The organism is Micromonospora rhizosphaerae, from assembly GCF_900091465.1.
Lineage (GTDB): Bacteria > Actinomycetota > Actinomycetes > Mycobacteriales > Micromonosporaceae > Micromonospora > Micromonospora rhizosphaerae.
The window spans coordinates 983,572-1,000,828 of record NZ_FMHV01000002.1; the positions used below are offsets into that span (position 1 = coordinate 983,572).

At 70.4% G+C, this 17,257-nt stretch carries 17 protein-coding genes, 1 tRNA gene, 2 pseudogenes and 1 riboswitch; of the genes and pseudogenes, 12 read left to right on the top strand and 8 right to left on the bottom strand.

Going from position 1 to position 17,257, the window contains the following annotated elements; all coding sequences use genetic code 11:
* Positions 1–97: 97 nt before the first annotated feature.
* From GA0070624_RS04780 to GA0070624_RS04805, 6 genes are all read left to right on the top strand, one after another.
* On the top strand, positions 98–361 hold the full coding sequence (locus GA0070624_RS04780) for a cell division protein CrgA (RefSeq protein ID WP_091336990.1): 264 nt from the start codon (positions 98–100) through the stop codon (positions 359–361).
* Between the two features lie 357 nt (positions 362–718).
* Positions 719–2,917 carry a (Fe-S)-binding protein gene (locus GA0070624_RS04785; protein WP_091336992.1) on the top strand — a complete coding sequence of 733 codons (2,199 nt, stop codon included), beginning with the start codon at positions 719–721 and terminating at the stop codon, positions 2,915–2,917.
* Between the two features lie 176 nt (positions 2,918–3,093).
* Positions 3,094–4,398, top strand: coding sequence for a hemolysin family protein (locus GA0070624_RS04790; RefSeq protein WP_091348166.1), 1,305 nt, complete (start codon positions 3,094–3,096; stop codon positions 4,396–4,398).
* A complete protein-coding gene (locus GA0070624_RS04795) occupies positions 4,391–5,395 on the top strand; it encodes a hemolysin family protein (RefSeq protein ID WP_091336994.1) in 1,005 nt (334 codons plus the stop codon). The genes GA0070624_RS04790 and GA0070624_RS04795 overlap by 8 nt, the downstream gene beginning before the upstream one ends.
* A 162-nt stretch (positions 5,396–5,557) precedes the next feature.
* Positions 5,558–6,574, top strand: coding sequence for a C40 family peptidase (locus tag GA0070624_RS04800; RefSeq protein ID WP_245718663.1), 1,017 nt, complete (start codon positions 5,558–5,560; stop codon positions 6,572–6,574).
* A gap of 290 nt (positions 6,575–6,864) precedes the next feature.
* Positions 6,865–7,000: riboswitch (cyclic di-AMP (ydaO/yuaA leader) on the top strand.
* A gap of 12 nt (positions 7,001–7,012) precedes the next feature.
* On the top strand, positions 7,013–8,047 hold the full coding sequence (locus tag GA0070624_RS04805) for a C40 family peptidase (RefSeq protein ID WP_091336995.1): 1,035 nt from the start codon (positions 7,013–7,015) through the stop codon (positions 8,045–8,047).
* Positions 8,048–8,115: 68 nt separating this feature from the next.
* Here GA0070624_RS04805 and dcd read toward each other — a convergent pair whose 3' ends face one another.
* The gene (gene dcd, locus GA0070624_RS04810; RefSeq protein WP_091336996.1) at positions 8,116–8,694 is read right to left on the bottom strand and encodes a dCTP deaminase; all 579 of its coding nucleotides are present in this window, start codon (positions 8,692–8,694) and stop codon (positions 8,116–8,118) included.
* 96 nt (positions 8,695–8,790) lie between these two features.
* Here dcd and GA0070624_RS04815 point away from each other — a divergent pair, with 96 nt between their 5' ends.
* Positions 8,791–9,351 (top strand): pyridoxamine 5'-phosphate oxidase family protein, encoded by a 561-nt coding sequence (locus GA0070624_RS04815; protein ID WP_091336998.1) that lies wholly within the window; start codon positions 8,791–8,793, stop codon positions 9,349–9,351.
* A gap of 72 nt (positions 9,352–9,423) precedes the next feature.
* On the opposite strand, the pseudogene GA0070624_RS04820 reads toward GA0070624_RS04815, so the two are convergent.
* Positions 9,424–9,606 (bottom strand): annotated as a pseudogene (locus tag GA0070624_RS04820) (zinc metalloprotease); the annotation flags it as partial.
* 303 nt (positions 9,607–9,909) lie between these two features.
* Here GA0070624_RS04820 and GA0070624_RS04825 point away from each other — a divergent pair.
* Positions 9,910–9,983 (top strand) — tRNA-Gly (locus GA0070624_RS04825).
* Positions 9,984–10,280: 297 nt separating this feature from the next.
* Here the strand turns inward: GA0070624_RS04825 and GA0070624_RS04830 are convergent.
* The 3 genes from GA0070624_RS04830 to GA0070624_RS04840 all read right to left on the bottom strand — a co-directional run bounded on the left by GA0070624_RS04830 (position 10,281) and on the right by GA0070624_RS04840 (position 12,222).
* A complete protein-coding gene (locus tag GA0070624_RS04830) occupies positions 10,281–10,730 on the bottom strand; it encodes an iron chaperone (RefSeq protein ID WP_091337000.1) in 450 nt (149 codons plus the stop codon).
* Between the two features lie 306 nt (positions 10,731–11,036).
* The gene (locus tag GA0070624_RS04835) at positions 11,037–11,741 is read right to left on the bottom strand and encodes a hypothetical protein (protein WP_091337002.1); all 705 of its coding nucleotides are present in this window, start codon (positions 11,739–11,741) and stop codon (positions 11,037–11,039) included.
* Positions 11,734–12,222: an RNA polymerase sigma factor gene (locus tag GA0070624_RS04840; protein ID WP_091337003.1), complete on the bottom strand. Its 489-nt coding sequence runs from the start codon at positions 12,220–12,222 to the stop codon at positions 11,734–11,736. Before GA0070624_RS04840 ends, GA0070624_RS04835 begins: the two co-directional genes overlap by 8 nt.
* A 194-nt stretch (positions 12,223–12,416) precedes the next feature.
* Here GA0070624_RS04840 and GA0070624_RS04845 point away from each other — a divergent pair, with 194 nt between their 5' ends.
* A complete protein-coding gene (locus GA0070624_RS04845; RefSeq protein WP_091337005.1) occupies positions 12,417–13,196 on the top strand; it encodes a maleylpyruvate isomerase family mycothiol-dependent enzyme in 780 nt (259 codons plus the stop codon).
* Here GA0070624_RS04845 and GA0070624_RS04850 read toward each other — a convergent pair.
* Together GA0070624_RS04850 and GA0070624_RS04855 are read right to left on the bottom strand one after the other, a co-directional pair.
* Complete coding sequence (locus tag GA0070624_RS04850) at positions 13,186–13,638, bottom strand: hypothetical protein (protein ID WP_141714931.1); 453 nt, start codon at positions 13,636–13,638, stop codon at positions 13,186–13,188. The genes GA0070624_RS04845 and GA0070624_RS04850 overlap by 11 nt on opposite strands.
* 53 nt (positions 13,639–13,691) lie before the next feature.
* Positions 13,692–14,657 carry an alpha/beta hydrolase family protein gene (locus GA0070624_RS04855; RefSeq protein ID WP_176731596.1) on the bottom strand — a complete coding sequence of 322 codons (966 nt, stop codon included), beginning with the start codon at positions 14,655–14,657 and terminating at the stop codon, positions 13,692–13,694.
* 78 nt (positions 14,658–14,735) lie between these two features.
* Here GA0070624_RS04855 and GA0070624_RS04860 point away from each other — a divergent pair, with 78 nt between their 5' ends.
* From GA0070624_RS04860 to GA0070624_RS04870, 3 genes and pseudogenes are all read left to right on the top strand, one after another.
* Positions 14,736–15,302 carry an NUDIX hydrolase gene (locus GA0070624_RS04860; protein WP_245718664.1) on the top strand — a complete coding sequence of 189 codons (567 nt, stop codon included), beginning with the start codon at positions 14,736–14,738 and terminating at the stop codon, positions 15,300–15,302.
* A 48-nt stretch (positions 15,303–15,350) separates the two neighbouring features.
* Positions 15,351–15,731 (top strand): annotated as a pseudogene (locus GA0070624_RS04865) (hypothetical protein); the annotation flags it as partial.
* 56 nt (positions 15,732–15,787) lie between these two features.
* Positions 15,788–16,675 (top strand): LLM class flavin-dependent oxidoreductase, encoded by an 888-nt coding sequence (locus GA0070624_RS04870; protein WP_245718665.1) that lies wholly within the window; start codon positions 15,788–15,790, stop codon positions 16,673–16,675.
* A 12-nt stretch (positions 16,676–16,687) separates the two neighbouring features.
* On the opposite strand, the gene GA0070624_RS04875 is transcribed toward GA0070624_RS04870, so the two are convergent.
* Complete coding sequence (locus GA0070624_RS04875; RefSeq protein WP_091337010.1) at positions 16,688–17,119, bottom strand: ASCH domain-containing protein; 432 nt, start codon at positions 17,117–17,119, stop codon at positions 16,688–16,690.
* Between the last annotated feature and the right edge of the window lie 138 nt (positions 17,120–17,257).

A 17,257-nucleotide genomic window follows, 5' to 3' on the forward strand; every position in this document is an offset into this window, starting at 1 on the left:
GGACTACGCTAGCTGTCGAACATTATTGGCCATGGACCGTCGCCCCCGCGCCCGGTTGTCAGGCCGGACGAGGTCGTCACCCCCTCTGGAGAGCGTCGTGCCCAAGTCTCAGGTCCGCAAGAAGAAGGTGTACACCCCGCCGACGGACGTGCGTCCGACGGCGACGGCGGCGACGCGCAAGCCTAGCCCCGTCTGGCTGCCGGTCACCGCCGTCGCGCTGATCGTCGCCGGCATCGGCTGGCTGGTCGTGTACTACCTCTCGGAGCAGGCGTACCCGGTCGCGACGTGGGGTTACTGGAACCTCGCGGTGGGCTTCGGCGCGATGGTCGCCTCCCTGATCCTGCTCTCCCGCTGGCGCTGACCCGCGCGATGTCCGGCCCGGCCCCTCGGGGTCGGGCCGTTCGCCTGTCCGGCGCCGGATGGTCGTCCCTGCCCGGTTCTCCCGTCGTACGGGGGTGGATGAACCTCACGCCACGACGCCCCTGTCCGGCGCAGCCGGCTCGGCCCACCTAAGGTGTGCGCAGGGCGGCGCGGCCGATGCGAGGTTACTCACGTTACTGCTGGGTAACCTTGCGCGTAGGCTGCACTGCATGACCGAGCGGAGCGAGGTCATCGACCGGTCGGGTCGGGGTTGCGGTAGCGACGGAACGGCTACCGCGCGCTGAGCCGGCCCGGTCGCCGAGCCGCTCGACAGGCAGCAGACCGGGAGGCCAACTCGATGGGCAGCGTCCAGATCGTCACCACGATCCTCGCGGCCGCCATCACCGCGGTCGCGGTGGGGCTTGCGGTACGCGCGGTCATGAAGATGGTGGCAGTCATCCGGCTGGGTCAACCCGCGCCGGAGCGGTTCACCGACAAGGGCACCCGCACGAAGACGATGCTGGCGGAGACCGCCGGCCACACCCGGATGCTCCGGTGGAGCGTGGTGGGCGCCGCGCACTGGTTTGTGATGATCGCGTTCATCGTGCTCTCGCTGCTGGTGCTCGAGGCGTACTTCGAGGTGGTCACGCCGGGCGGCGGGCTGCCGATCATCGGGCCCACGACGGTCTTCGGCCTGGCCACCGAGCTCATCGGCGTGCTGGGCCTGGTCGGCATCCTGGTGCTGATGGCGATCCGGCTGGGCAACCGGCCCACCCGGCCCGGCGGCCGCTCCCGGTTCACCGGCTCGACCATGTGGCAGGGCTACTTCGTCGAGTGGGTCGTGCTGCTGGTCCTGATCTTCGGCTTCCTGATCCGGGGCTTCAAGGTCGCCACCGACCACTTCGAGTACCCGGTCTGGGCCACCCCGGTCAGCCACGCGATCGGCGCCGCGCTGCCGGCCTGGACCGCCGGCGTCAGCGTCGCCGCGCTGATCAAGATCGTCATCTCGATGACCTGGCTCATCGTGATCTCGCTGAACGTCACCATGGGCGTCGCCTGGCACCGCTTCCTGGCGTTCCCCAACATCTTCTTCAAGCGCAACCCGGGCCGGGCCGGCTCCGGCCTCGGCGCGCTGCGGCCGATGATGAGCGACGGCAAGCCGCTCGACTTCGAGGAGGCCGACCCGGAGAAGGACCAGTTCGGCGTCGCCCAGGTCGAGCAGTTCACCTGGAAGGGCCTGCTGGACTTCAGCACCTGCACCGAGTGCGGCCGCTGCCAGTCGCAGTGCCCGGCCTGGAACACCGGCAAGCCGTTGTCGCCGAAGCTGCTCGTGCTGAGCCTGCGCGACCACGCGTACGCCAAGGCGCCGTACCTGCTGGCCGGCGGCGGCAAGGACCTGACCGGCGAGGAGAAGGCGACCGCCGCCCAGCTTGCCCACGTGGACGTGCTGGCGCTGGCCGAGGCCGACCGCCCGCTGATCGGCGGGGCCGAGGAGAACGGCGTCATCGACCCGGACGTGCTCTGGTCCTGCACCACCTGCGGCGCCTGCGTCGAGCAGTGCCCGGTGGACATCGAGCACGTCGACCACATCGTCGACATGCGTCGCTACCAGGTGCTGATCGAGTCGAGCTTCCCGTCCGAGGCCGGGGTGATGCTGCGCAACCTGGAGAACAAGGGCAACCCGTGGGGCGCCCCGCAGAACACCCGCGAGGACTGGACCAAGGGTTTCGGCTTCGAGGTGCCGCGGGTCGGCGAGGTCGAGGACTTCGAGTACCTGTTCTGGGTCGGCTGCGCGGGCGCGTTCGAGGACCGGGCCAAGAAGACCACCCGGGCGGTCGCCACGCTGCTCCACGAGGCCGGCGTCTCCTTCGCCATCCTCGGCGAGGGCGAGACCTGCACCGGTGACCCGGCCCGCCGGATCGGCAACGAGTTCGTCTTCCAGATGCTCGCCCAGCAGAACGTCGAGACGCTGAACGAGGCGTTCGAGGGCCGGGAGAAGAGCAAGCGCAAGATCGTGGCCACCTGCCCGCACTGCTTCAACACTCTGGGCAACGAGTACGGGCAGCTCGGCGGCGATTTCGAGGTGGTCCACCACACCCAGCTCCTGGCTCACCTGGTGAGCACCGGCAAGCTCACCCCGGTGCAGCCGGTGGACGGCGGCGTCACCTATCACGACCCCTGCTACCTCGGCCGGCACAACCGGGTCTTCACCCCGCCGCGCGAGGTCCTCGGGAGTGCTCTCGGTTCCGCCGAGATCACCGAGATGCCCCGCAACAGCGAGCGCTCCTTCTGCTGCGGTGCCGGCGGCGCCCGGATGTGGATGGAGGAGAAGATCGGCAAGCGGATCAACGTGGAGCGGGTCGAGGAGGCCATGTCGACCGGGGCGAAGACCATCGCGGTCGGCTGCCCGTTCTGCTCGACGATGCTCAACGACGGGGTGAACGGCAAGGGCGCCGGCGAGCAGGTCGAGGTCGTCGACGTCGCCAGCGTGCTGCTCCGCTCGGTCAAGCCGACGGACGCCGCCGGCGAGAAGGAGAGCGAGCCCATCGCCGGCTGAGGCGTACCCCAGGACCGCTGGACGCACGACGGCGGTGGCACCCACGGGCGCCACCGTCGTCGTGTCGTCAGCGGGCGGTGGGGGCGGCCGGGCGGGCACTCGTCCAACCGGCGGCCCCGTGGAAGAATCGCGCCCGAGGTGAGGCGATCATCGACGGCCCTCTGGTCACCACGCTGTTGCCCCTGGCCGGCTTCGTCCTGCTGACCGCCGGCAACGCGTTCTTCGTCGCGGCCGAGTTCGCGCTGGTCACCGTCGATCGCGCCGAGATCGACCGGCGGGCCGCCGAGGGCGACGGCCGCGCGGCGACGGTACGCCGGGCGCTGCGGGAACTCTCCTTCCAGCTCTCCGGCGCGCAGCTCGGCATCACCATCACCGCGCTGCTCACCGGCTACCTGGCCGAACCGGCCCTGGCCCGGCTCTTCGCCCCGCTGCTGCGCCCGCTCGGAGCGGACCGGCTCAGCCCGCTGTTCGCCCTGGCCCTGGCCACGCTGATCTCGATGCTCTTCGGCGAGCTGGTGCCGAAGAACGCCGCGCTCGCCCGGGCGATGCCGGCCGCGCTGGCCACCGCCGGGCCGATGCGCGGCTTCTCCCGCGCGTTCGGCTGGCTGATCCGGGGGCTGAACAACTCGGCGAACCGGCTGGTCCGGCAGCTCGGCATTGAGCCGCAGGAGGAGCTGGCCAGCGCCCGATCGCCGGAGGAGCTGGGGCTGCTCGCGGCGATCTCGGCCCAGGCCGGCGCGCTGCCACCGGACACCGCGATGCTGCTGCGTCGGACCATCCGTTTCGGCGACAAGCGGGCCGCCGAGGCGATGACGCCTCGGGTCGACGTGATCGCGCTGCGGGCCACCGCCACGGTCGCCGAGCTGCTGGACCTCTCCCGGGAGACCGGACGGACCCGGTTCCCGGTCTTCGAGGAGACCCTCGACCTGGTCACCGGGGTCGCCGGGGTGCCGGACGCGCTCGGCGTGCCGCTGACCCGCCGGGCCTCGACCACCGTCGCCGCGGTCGCCCGCGAGCCGGTGTACGTCCCGGAGAGCCTGGACCTGGACGGCGTCCTGGCCGCGCTGAAGGCGGCCGACGCCGACCTGGCCATCGTGGTCGACGAGTACGGCGGGACCGACGGCGTGGTGACCGTGGAGGACCTGGTCGAGGAGTTGGTCGGGGAGATCGCCGACGAGTTCGACCCGGACGCGGTCGACGACCTCGGGCCGGTCGAGCTGACCGTGCCGGGCGGGGAGCGGACCGTCCTGGTCGACGGCGTGCTGCGCGAGGACGAGCTGGCCGAGCAGACCGGCTTCCGGCTGCCCGAGGGGCCGTACGAGACGCTCGCCGGCTTCCTGATGGCCCGGCTCGGACACATCCCGGCCGCTGGCGAGACCGTCGAGGAGGGCGGGTACGAGTTCACCGTCGTCGAGGTCGACCGGCACCGGGTCGAGCAGGTCCGGGTGCTCCGCCCCGAGGAGCCCGCCGACGATGAGTGAGCTGCTGGTCGCCGTCCTGCTGCTGCTCGGCAACGCCTTCTTCGTGGGGAGCGAGTTCGCGCTGATCGCGTCCCGCCGTACGGTGATCGAACCGCTCACCGCCGGCTCGAAGCCGGCCCGGTGGGCGCTGTCGGCGATGAACCAGATCCCCCTGATGATCGCCGGGGCGCAGCTCGGCATCACGATCTGCTCGCTGGGGCTGGGCGCGATCGCCGAGCCGGCGCTGGCCCACCTGCTGGAGGCGCCGTTCGAAGCGTTCGGCCTGCCGGCCGGGGCGGTGCACCCGGTGGCCTTCGTGATCGCCCTCGGTGTGGTGGTCTTCCTGCACACCGTGGTCGGCGAGATGGTGCCGAAGAACATCACCCTGGCCGGTCCGGAGCTGTCCGCGCTCTGGCTGGGACCGGCGATGCTGGCCTTCTGCGTGGCCACCAAGCCGCTGCTGCTGGCCATGCGTTGGGCGGCCCGGCAGGTGCTGCGCTGGTGGCGGATCGAGGCGACCGACGCGGTGAAGACGGTCTTCACCGCGGAGGAGTTGGCCGGGCTGGTCTCCCAGGCGCGGACCGAGGGACTGCTCGACGCGGAGGAGCACGCCCGGATCACCGGCGCTCTCGCCCTGCACAGCCGGACGGCGGCCGACGCCCTGCAACCGTGGTCGACGGTGACCACGGTGGCCGAGGACGTCTCGCCCGCGTCACTGGAGGTGCTGGCCACCCGGACCGGCCGGTCCCGCTTCCCGGTGGTGCAGCGGTCCAACCGGCGGGTGCTCGGTTTCGTGCACGTCAAGGACGTGCTCGGGTACGCCGGCGCGAGCCGCCGCGCTCCCGTCCCCGCCGAGGTCTACCGGCCGCTGGCGGTCGTCCCGCCGGACCGTACGCTGGCCGACCTGCTGCTGTCGATGCGCCGCGAGCGTCGGCACATGGTCCTGGTGAGCGACGGCCGCCGACCGCTGGGCGTGGTGACGCTCGATGACGTATTGACAGCGATCGTTGGAAAGTGAATGAATACCCTTGGTGCGCAACCGGTTGCGCAAATGTGAAAGCCGATTAGGCCACCTTGATTCCACTGGCGGCCTTCCCTAATGTGGGGCACCGACCGCTGTGGGTCGTCTGCCTCGACCTTCCCTCTCTCGAGGCGCCCGCGGTCGGTTGCAAAGGAGTCGGTGCCGGTGGCAACCATGCCCCTCCATCGTCACGCCCCGAGTCAGCCGCGCGTCCGACCGGTCGGTGTGCGCCGGGTCGTACATCGTCTGCTCACCCTGGTCGCGGCCGTCGCGGTCGGTGCCGGGCTCGTGGCCGCTCCGGCGCACGCAGCGCCCTCGGTGGACGAGATCGACGCGATGATCGACAAGCAGTGGGAGAAGCTCGAGCCCACCATCGAGGACTACAACAAGATCCGCGCCCAGCTCAAGGCCAACCAGAAGAGGTCGGCGGACCTGCAGAAGAAGATCGCGCCCCTCGAGCTGGAGTCGGCGCTCGCCCTGAACCGGGTCGGCGACATCGCCGCCCACTACTACAAGGATGGCCCGTCGCAGGAGATCGGCGCCCTGCTGGTGACCACCAGGCCCGGCACGCTCGCCGAGCAGCTCACCATGCTCGACCGGCTCGCGGCCGAGCAGCACAAGCAGGTCGCCGGCGTGCTCGCCATCCGCGACAAGTACAACCGGCAGAAGCGGAAGCTGGACGAGCTGATCGCCACCCAGAAGAAGCAGCAGGCCGAGCTGGCGGCGAAGAAGAACGCGATCAACGCCGAGATCAAGCGGCTGACCGCCATGCTGCCGAAGACCTCGGTGCGGGTCGAGGGCTGCCCCGCCATCGACGGCGTGGTCAGCTCCGCCGCGCGGATCGCGATCAGGACCGCCTGCGCCCAGGTCGGCGACCCGTACGTCTGGGGTGCCGACGGCCCGGACTCGTTCGACTGCTCCGGCCTCACCCAGTACGCCTACAAGGCGGCCGGCATCTACCTGACGCACCACACCGGCGACCAGTGGAACGAGGGGCGGGCCGTCTCCCGCTCCGACGCCCGTCCGGGTGACCTGGTGTTCTTCTACAGCGACCTGCACCACATGGGCCTCTATCTGGGCAACGGCCTGATGGTGCACGCGCCCCGGACCGGCAAGCCGGTCCAGGTGTCGAAGATCAGTTACATGCCGGTGGCCGGCTTCCGCCGCGTCACCTGATCCCGGCCGCCACGACGATGAAGGCCCCCGGTCGCTCGACCGGGGGCCTTCGTCCTGTGGACCGGTGACTACTGCGGCGCGCCCACCGAGGCCGGCAGGATCTGTACGTCGTCCAGGTTCCCGTTCCGGTCAATAGCTTACCGGTTAATGATGTTGCGTGAAGGAAACCTTCAGAGGGCGTGGAAAGTGCGTACGGAGTGTCATGGCGTCGCGAGTTGCGGATCGATAACGACCGTCTCTACTCTGATTCATCGTCGACCGGTAGCAGCACCGCCCACCCGGGCGGTGACGGTCCGACACCGCCGAGTCGCCTCCGGGCGAGCCGGGGACCCAGGTACCTGGGGTGAATCCGCAGCAGTGCGGTAGGGCGGCTCCCTTCTCGCCCGAACCCGTCAGCTAACCCGGTAGGCGGTCAGCGAAGAAGGAGTACGGAGCCCGGTGGCACATCATGCCCCGTGGCCACCGTCGGTCCGGTCGATCGACCGGGTCGCGGCTGCGCCGCGTTCATGCTGGTCCCGCTTCACCACCGCCCTCGCCGCCCTGGCCGGCATCGCCGTCATCCTGACCGGCGGCGCCACGGCGGCCCATGCCGAGCCGTCGATCGCCGAGATCGAGCGCCAGATCGACCAGGACTGGAACAAGCTCGAGCCGATCATCGAGCAGCACAACGCCGCACGTCAGGACCTCGCCCGCAAGCGGAAGCAGGCGGACGTGCTCGCCAAGCAGATCGCGCCGCTGCAGCTTCAGGTTGACCTCGCCATGGGCCAGGTCGGTGGCCTCGCCGCCGAGGCGTACAAGGGTGAGAGCGTCTCGACGGTGAACGCGCTGCTGGGCAGCCGGTCGCCGAGTGACGTGGTCACGGGCCTCGAACTGCTCGACCGGTTCGCTCACCGGCAGCAGCAGCAGGTACAGAACGTCCTCGACCTGCGCAACCAGCTGGCCGCCAAGAAGAAGCCGCTGGACGAGATGATCGCCCAGCTCACCCGCACCGAGGCCCAGCTGGCGGCGAAGAAGAAGCAGATCAACGCCGAGATCGACCGGCTGCAGAAGCTCCGGCTCAAGGTGTACGGCAGCGGCGGCGCCGGTCCGCTGCGGCCCGCCCCCTGCCCCTCGGAATACGTCTCCGGCCCCGGCGGCATCGCGGCGAAGTTCGCCTGCGCCCAGATCGGCAAGCCGTACGTCTGGGGAGCCGACGGTCCGGACTCGTACGACTGCTCCGGCCTGACCATGGCCGCCTGGGCCAAGGCCGGCGTCTCACTGCCGCACAACGCCCGGCAGCAGCGGGCGGTGACCGCCCGGGTGAGTCGGGCCGACCTGCGCGTCGGCGACCTGGTCTTCTACTACAGCGACCTGCACCACGTGGGGATGTACGTCGGCAACGGCTGGGTGGTGCACGCCTCCCAGGCCGGCGTGCCGATCAAGATGAAGCGCATCGACGACGGCCCGATCAACAGCTACGGCCACCCGAGCTGAGGTGCAAGCAGGGGTCCCCTCTTAACGTCTCATGCCGAGGAAGGGGCCCCTGCTAACGCGTGCCGGGGTCAGCGGGTTGGCCAGGTGCGCCAGTTCTGCCAGGAGCGGCTCGGTGTCGGCCCGCGCTGCCCCTGGTAGCGCGACCCGTAGATGGCGGAGCCGTACGGGTGCTCGGCCGGCGAGGAGAGCCGGAAGATGCAGAGCTGGCCGATCTTCATCCCCGGCCAGAGGGTGATCGGCAGGTTCGCCACGTTGGAGAGCTCCAGCGTGACGTGCCCGGAGAAGCCCGGGTCGATGAAGCCGGCGGTGGAATGGGTGAGCAGCCCGAGCCGGCCCAGGCTGGACTTGCCCTCCAAGCGACCCGCGAGCTGGTCGCCGAGCGAGATCACCTCGAGCGTCGAGGCGAGCACGAACTCGCCCGGGTGCAGCACGAACGCTTCGCCCTCCGGCACCTCGACCATCGAGGTCAGGTCGTCCTGCTGCACGGCGGGGTCGATGTGCGTGTAGAGGTGGTTGTTGAAGACCCGGAAGAGCCTGTCCAGGCGTACGTCGATGCTGGACGGTTGCACCAGCATGGGTTCGAAGGGTTCCAACGCGAGCGTGCCCGCCTTGATCTCGCTGACGAGGTCCCGGTCGGAGAGCAGCATTCGCACACCATAGCGCGGTGCCGGATGCCCTCACCGGAGCGGATGACTTGGCGCGTCTCGCTCGCCTCTCGTACATATGTTCGATAGACTGTCCACATGGCTTCCTGGTCCGAATTCGCCGCCGACGAGCCCCGACTCGCTGACGAGATCCGCCTTCTCATGCAGCAGTACGGGCCGGGCTTCGGCTATCTCGCCACGGTCCGCCCGGACGGCGGCCCCCGGGTCCACCCGGTCTCCCCGGTCATCACCGATGAGGGGCTCTTCTGCTTCGTCATCGACTCGCCCAAGCGCCGCGACCTCGAACGCGACGGTCGGTACGCGCTGCACTCGTTCCCGCCCGAGGAGACCGACGACGAGGCGTACGTCGCCGGTCATGCCCGCCCGGTCACCGACCAGGCGCGGGTGGCGCGGGTGGCCGCGACCGGCCGGGCCGCGCCGCAGGTCGACTGGCGGCTTTTCGAGTTCACGGTCGACGTGGCGATGCTCGCCCGCCGTGACCAGGCCGGCCCGGCCAGCCAGGGAGGCCGCTCCGGTCGGCCGGCGGTGCAGGTGTGGCTCGATCCCCGCGCGGCCGCCCGAGCGACCCGGCCGTCGGCCGGGCCGGAGGGTCGGTTGCGCGGCCGGCACGGCTTCGACACCCGCCGACCCGCCGCCTGAGGCCGCAAGACGCCGGTGCCGGCCCCGTCGTCTGACGGAGCCGGCACCGGCTGCGGTACGTCGCGTTACGGCCGCGCGGTAGCCGTTCCACGCGGTCAGCATCCGGCTCGCCTGCCCAACGGTGAACTGGTGCATGCACGAGTCGTAGGTGTAGTCCATGAAGTTGGTGATCGGGTCGAGGCGGGGCGTGGTGCAGGTGTCCCGCCCCGCCGGGCACTCGAACGCGGGCGACGCCTCCGCCGGGGTGTCGTCGACGCGACGCTGGCGGCACGCCGGGTCAGCAGGTTGGGACGGAGTCCCATGGGCCCACCTCTTTCTGCCGGCGCGAACGGGGGACATGTCGCGCCGGGTCGGAGAACGTGTGGCAGACGTCACAGCCGATGAATCCATTTGAGAACGTCCATATATTGCCGCAGGGAAACTTTCTGTCACTTCGGCGCATGACGGTGACTCAAGATCGGGTCAGGCCGGGTTCCGTCGCAGGCGGAGCCGGGTGTGGGCGCGCCGGGGGTGCCTGGGTGCAGGGAGGCGGTGACGTCAGGTACAGTGGTGCCGCCTGCGGGTGTAGTTCAATGGCAGAACATCAGCTTCCCAAGCTGACAGTGCGGGTTCGATTCCCGTCACCCGCTCCACACGAAAGGCCCTGGCCAGGACGAGTCCCAGGCCGGGGCCTTCGGTTTGTGGGAAATCACCTTTCCGGTGCCGGGCCATCCACGGGCCATAGGCTGGCCACCCGATGCCAGTGGTGCGATCCGATTTTTCCGCAGGTCACACGCACTCATCGACCGCTGTCGGTGCCTGTCCTTCACGCGTGGCTGCATTCGAGAAAGCGCTCAGAGATGTGGCTCGGAGGGTCGTGACGGCGGGTGCTGAGGCGGAGCCGTCCGCACCGCTAACCGAGCGCCACGCGCGGCGATCGCGAGCAACAGTCAGGAGACCGCAGCCTTCACCAGCTCGACGACCTTCTTCTCTACCACGGGGCTCCACTTTTGGAGCGCGTAAGACACCGGCCACAGGTCCCCGTCGTCGAGGTTGGCCGCGTCCTGGAAGCCCAGGGTCGAGTACCGGTAGTTGAACTTGCCCGAGTCCTGGAAGAAGACGACGACCTTGCCGTCCGCGTTCGCGTAGGCGGGCATCCCGTACCAGGTCTTTGGCGACAGCTCCGGGGCGGTAGCGGTCACCGCCATATGCACGCGTTCGGCGAGCGCACGATCCTCCGGCGCCATCTCCGCGATCCTGTCTAGGACCGCCTGCAGCGCGTCGGCCTTCTTGGCACCCTTCTTGCCCTCGGCCCGCAGCTCGGCGGCGCGCTCCTTCATCGCGGCACGCTCCTCGGCGCTGAAGCCGTCGGACTCGGTCTTGGAATTCTTCGCGGGCATTTCCGGGCTGCCTTTCGACGCTCAAGGCTCGGCGCGGTGCCGGCCATCTTCAAGGAAGGCTAGGCCCGACGACACCCTGGCGCTTCTCGATTCCTGATCGGATCGGGGCCAGCCGAGGCGTATGAGTAGCGGCGCTCTTCACTGAGGGATCGGTCGGGTCTGCCGCGATCGGCGCGCTGAGGTGTCGCAGATCAACTGGCGGACGAATGTCGCGCAGCAGTCGACGGAGGACAAGGCGTCCACCGACGACACTGCCTGTTCGTCGACCTGTTCCCCAACGGCAAGCTCTGCCTCTGAGCCGCGGAGCTACGGTACGCGGACGAGGGAGGCGTAGGCGGCGCGCCCGACGGCCGCCTGGTCGGGTTCGATCGAGACGTAGACCCGTTCCGGCCAGGGCGCGCGCACGCTGGCCGTGGCCGGCGTCGGCTCGTCGCCGCAGGGCACCTGCAGGTCGGGGGAGTTGGGCGGGGGTGTGGGCCGGCTCCCGGCCGCGTTCGCGGTCGAGGTTCCGGCCCAGAAGCGCGCACGAAGCGTCCCTTCACCGACGCACAGGACCTCGAATACGTAGACGCCGGTCTTGTTCTCGCTGTACCCGGTGCCGCTGATGCCCTGGTCGCCGCGCAGGACGGGCCCCCCGCCGCTCATGATGATCGGCCCCTTGCCCTCACTCCTGGGCTTCCTGTTGTCCACGTCTTTGGTCCCGAGCGCGGCGGCCGCTGCGGACGCCAGGTCGTCGAGCTGGGCCGCGGACAGCGCCGACGGGGACGGCGAGGGGCTCGCTGCCGCTGGCGGCGGGGCGGATCGGTCGGCGTCGACCAGGTTCGCCACCGCGGCGCCGCCGGCCACCGCGAGCCCCACGCCGGCGGCGACCGCGGCCACGCCGGTGCGGCGGCGACGGCGTACCGCCCGCAGCGCCTCCGCGGCTCCCGGTGGGCGGATGTGCGTCAGCGCCTCGGCGCGCAGGAGGGCGAAGGCCTCCCGGGTCTGCTCCTCGGTGAGTTCCTCAGGCATGCGGTACCTCCGTGTGTGCGGGGCGGAGCCGCACGGCGAGCGTGGTGCGACCGCGGTGCAGCCATGACCTGACGGTGCCCTCGGGCACCCCCTCGCGGTCGGCGATCTCGGCGACCGGAAGGTCGGCGAGGTAGCGCAGCACCATCGCCCGGCGCTGAGCGGCCGGTAGCGAGGCCAGGGCCTCTACCAGCGCGATGCGGTCGGGTCCCGGCCCCTCGACGACCGGCTCACCGCGCTCCCGGAGGTGAAACGCCCGCATCGTGCGGATCCGCCGCCAGCGGCTGGTCGCGAGGTTCCAGGCGACCCGACGGACCCAGGCGGCGGGGTCGTCGTAGCCGGAGACCTGCCGCCACCGGGCGAGCGCCCAGCAGAACGCCTCCTGGACGACGTCCTGCGCCTCGTGCCGGTCGCCGAAGTAGGCGTAGACCTGCACGGTCAGGTCGGCGTAGTGCGCCGCGTAAAAGTCGTCGAAGTCCGTCATCGACGACTACACGCAGGGCCGGGTCACAACGTTGCGATCCTCCAGGACGAACTTGATTTCGCCGTCGCACAGGGCGCACGCGTCCGCGTAAGACTCCACCGGCCGGCCAAGGTAGATCCAGCGACGGATGTGATCGGCGTCACCTACGGACGCCGATCGTTGCGCCGTGACGGCCCCGTGTTCATGCTGCGGGCATGACTGAGCTGGACGACAGCATCGCGGCTTGGCGGGAGTCGTTGGAATCGGTCCTGGTGATCGGAGAGACGCTCGCCGACAGTGACTGGAACTCGCCGACGGAATGCCCCGGCTGGAGTGTCAAGGACGTGTACTCCCACCTGATCGGCGGCGAGCTGTGGATGGCGGCCGGCCATCCGCGCCCCGAGCGGGGTATCGCGCACATCGCGGATGAGCCGGTCGCGGCGCGACGGCACACGTCACCCCCGAAGGTGCTCGACGAACTACGCGAGGTGTACCGGCAGCGGTGCGCGCAGACCGCCGAGGTGCCGCCGGATCCCGAGCAACCGGCGTTCACCGCGTGGGGTCAGCCCGTCCCGCTGGGCACGCTGTGGCGCCACCGTGCGTTCGATGTCTGGGTACACGAGCAGGACATCCGCCGAGCAGTCGGACGGCCGGGCAACCTCGACTCGCCTGGCGCACGGATCGCGTGTGGACAGTTCATATCGGCGCTGCCCGTCGTCGTGGCCAAGCGCGCCGGAGCCCCGTCCGGATCGGTGGTGCGGTTCAGCGTGGCGGGCCCGATCGCGTTCGACCACTCGGTCCTGGTCGGTGACGACCGTCGCGGACGGCTGGTCTCGGGCAACTCCGAGCCGGTGACGAGCCTGCTCAGCATGGATTGGGAAAGCTTCGCCCGGCTCAGCTGTGGTCGCATCCTGCCCCACCACGCCGACGTGACCGTGGCCGGCGACACCGGGCTCGGCGGCCAGATCCTGGGTCACCTGTCCATCACGCCGTAGCGCTCCGCCGCCCCGTGGGACACGCGCCGCGGCACATTGGTCCACCTACTTGGCTTCCGCGGGCAGGTACCAACATCCCGGCGTGTTCAGGGTCGTGAAGCCAGCGGAGGCGAGACGCCTCATCGGGCCGAGGCGTCCAGTCGCGATACGGCAGGAAGGCCAGCCGCCAGGCGATCACCGCGAAGATGTACAGGCCCGGGCCGACCAACCACAACAGGGCATCACGCCGGCGGTAGGAAACGCGCGGCGCAAGCCAGGCCGTTGCGGCTGCTGGCACTGCTGTCCAGCCGAAGTCGGCCAGCGGGCCGCTGCCCATCCTGGCCTCGATCAGCTCGCGGATGATCAGAGACGGCACCATCACCCCGAGCACGAGCAGCGCCGCGATCAACGTGCGCGGCCCGCGTCGGAGTGGCGGGCGTGAGCTGGGTGGATCATCGGCCATGGCCCACAGGGTACGAACGATGGCTGTCGCCGATGCTGGGGGGACGCGGCCTGTCAGGCCACCGGCGGTCCGAACCGGAGACGGCGCTGTAGCCAGGTGACGACGAGTTCGTCGAAGCCTGGGGCGCGCTCGGCAGGCTTGTAGTGGCCGTGGCTGATCCGCGGGGTCCCTTCGCCGCAATAGATCCGGATGTTGTGGTCGGCGTGGGGGAACACCACGATTTCGTGATCGGTATGGTGCGCTTTCTTCAGGGTGTTGGTGATTGCGCGCGCGCTGTCCTCGACTGGCACGAGCAGGTCGTCGGCGCCGAAGATAGCCAACAGCGGGCATGACAGGGCTGCCAGTGCCGGGGCCGGATCGTAGTCTGCGATGCCCGCGAGGAACGCGATCGACTGAGGTGTTGTTCCGGCGAGCATTGGATACCAGGGAGCGTCGTGCCAGCGTGCTTGCGCGGCGTGTACCCGTACCGGGTCGTCGCCTGAGCGAACGCGCTGGACCTGCTCGCGTAGCAGCGCCAACGCCTCCCGGATGTCTGTGCTGGTGAAGCCCTCCGCGCGGAGTTGGTGACGGAGCCGGTACTCCTCTTGGGCCAGCACGGTCACGCCCGGGCCTGACACGCTCACCACCGCCGCAACCGTTTCCTCCCCTGACGCCGCGAGTTGCGCGACCCAGCCGCCCTGGCTGCCGCCGATCAGCGCGACGGCATCGGGCAGCACCTCGTCGCGGCTCTTCAATGCCCGGACCGCCGCCACCGTCTCCTCCGCGCGATCGGCGATGGTCTGACGGGTCCAGTCGCCGGTCGACGCTCCGGAGCCGGGCTTGTCGTAGGCGAGGCTCGCGAAGCCCGCTGCGGCAAGCCTGGTGGGCCAGGAGCCTTGGCGGCGTCCGCCAGGCCCGGAGCCTTCAACGAAGACCACTGCCGGGTACGGACCCGGCCAGGGCGGACGGACAAGATCGCCGACCAGCTCGTTGTCGTTGTGCTCAAACGACAGCTCCGCGACCACCGGCTCGAACAGCACGCCCTCAACATAGCGAGCGTCATCTACGCCGGTCACCGCCGGGTGGTCGCTGTCGTATCCGGCTGGCAGCATCGCGGGATGCGGGTGGAGAGCGAGATTCGGGCGCTGGTCGAGGCGCTGACGCCGATGGACGAGCTGGAGGCGCGGCACCGGGCGGAGTGCCTGGCCTGGCTGGCCGGGACGGGCGACATCTTCCGTCGGGCCAAGCCGCGCACCCCCTCGCCGCACCTGGTCGCGTACTTCCTGCTGCGCGACGAGGCGGACGGCAGCGTGCTGCTGGTCGACCACATCAAGGCCGGGATGTGGCTGCCCAGCGGCGGTCACGTGGAGCCGGGCGAGCACCCCGCCGAGACCGTACGGCGGGAGGTTCTGGAGGAGTTGGGCGTGCCGGCGGTGTTCTCGCCCGGGTTCGGCGAGCGCCCAGCCTTCCTCACCGTCACCGACACCGTCGGCGCGCCCGAGGAGCGGCACACCGATGTGAGTCTGTGGTTCGTCCTGAGCGGCCGGCGCGACCAGGCGCTGACGCCCGACCCGGGCGAGTTCCGTGCCGTGCGGTGGTGGACCGCGCGGGAGGTGGCCGACGCGGACCCGGCGACGATCGAACCGCACCTGGGCCGGATGCTGGCCAGGCTGCCCGTACGCTGATCGGGTTGACCTTGACCCTCGGGAAGCCACAGCCTTGGTCGTGCCGGTGGGCCCGGCGGTGCCGAGGCGAGCGCCGCCGCGATCAACGCTCTCAAGCCGTTGGAGCTGTCCGGCGGGTCCGCTGCCGAACTTCTCACCCTGCTGGCTGAGGCGGTCGCGGAGGCCGACCGCACCGTGCGGAAGGCGGCGACGGACGACCAGCAGCCGGTCAGCACCCTGACGGCGCTGCTCCGACGCGGTTCGCAGCTGGCTCTGGTGCACATCGGTGACACCAGGGCGTATCTGCTGCGATACCACGCGGCGCTGCACACCGCACTCGGCGCGGCGGCCGAACCCGACCAGGTGGTCCAGCAGCTGATCGCCCTCGCGTACGCCCAGGGAGCGCCCGACAACATCGCCTGCGTCGTCGCCGACGTGGTCGCGGAGTAGCTGCCGGCCTGGCCGGCCGAGCCGACCCCCGGGCCGGCCGGCCGGGCCGTACTCTGGTGATCATGCGGATTGGCATCGTGATCCTCCCCGACCAGCGCTGGTCGGACTCGCAGCGCCGCTGGCGGCGGGCGGACGAGTGGGGCTTCGACCACGCCTGGACGTACGACCACCTGGGCTGGCGGGACCTGGTCGACGGCCCGTGGTTCGACTCGATGACCACGCTGACCGCCGCCGCGACGGTGACCTCCCGGATCCGGCTCGGCACCCTGGTCGCCTCGCCCAACTTCCGGCACCCGGCGGCGTTCGCCCGCCAGGTGACCGCGCTGGACGACGTCTCCGGCGGCCGGCTGCTGCTCGGCCTCGGCGCCGGGGGCATCGGCTTCGACGCCACCGTGCTGGGCGGCGAGACGCTGCCGCCGCGGCAGCGGGTGGACCGGTTCGGCGAGTTCACCGAACTGCTCGACCTGGTGCTGCGGGAGGACGGCACGACCTGGCGCGGCGACTGGTTCGCCGCGGTGGACGCCCGGAACAACCCCGGGTGCGTCCAGCAGCCCCGGGTGCCGTTCGTGATCGCGGCCAACGGCCCGCGCTCGATGCGGCTGGTGGCCCGCTTCGGCCAGGGCTGGGTCACCACCGGCGCCGGCGGCGATGACCTGGAGAGCTGGTGGGACTCGGTGGCCGAGCTCTCCGCCCGGCTCGACAAGACCCTCGCCACGGCGGGCCGCGACCCGGCGACCCTCGACCGCTACCTCTCCCTGGACGCGGCCCCGGTCTTCTCGCTGAGCAGCGCCGACTTCTTCGCCGAGCAGGTCGGCCGGGCCGCCGACCTGGGCTTCACCGACGTGGTGACGCACTGGCCGCGGGCCAGCAGCTGGTACGCCGGCGACGAGGAGATCCTGGTCGACGTCGCCACCCGGCTCCTGCCGGAGCTGCGCCGAGCCTGAGCCGGCCGCGGGTCAGGTGCTGAGGTCGCCGGTGCTGATGCCGCCGTCGGCGGCGGAGACCAGCTTGAACCGGAGGCAGACGATCTGGGTGTCGTCGGTGACCGGGGTGCCCTGCCGGGCCCAGTAGGCGCTGTGCCCCTCCCGCCATTCCTCGATGGACCGGTCACCCTCCCCTTCGGAGCGGGCGAAATCCCAGGAGACGTCGGCCAAGCGGACCACCTCGACGCCGGTGACCTCGACGACGCCGACCAGCGCGTCGTGGTCGTCGACCAGGACCAGCCGCTCGCCGACGTGCTCCAGCTCCTCGTTCTCCTCGGCGTACTCGGTGATCAGGCCGGCGGTCGCGGTCTTCACGCCGGCCAGCACGAGGGTGTTGAGCGTGGCGCGCAGCTCCCCCGGCGTGCCGAGGCTGAGCGAGCGCAGTCCACCGATGCGGGGCCACATCCTGCCGAGGCTAGTCTTGTTTTTTAACCTTCGGCTCTCTGGCCTGATGTTTCGCGCCGTCGTGGGTGGACACGAAGACGGCCTTCGGTGATCATGTCGTCTCGCCAAAGAAGAACATGACTCACAACCGAAGGCCGT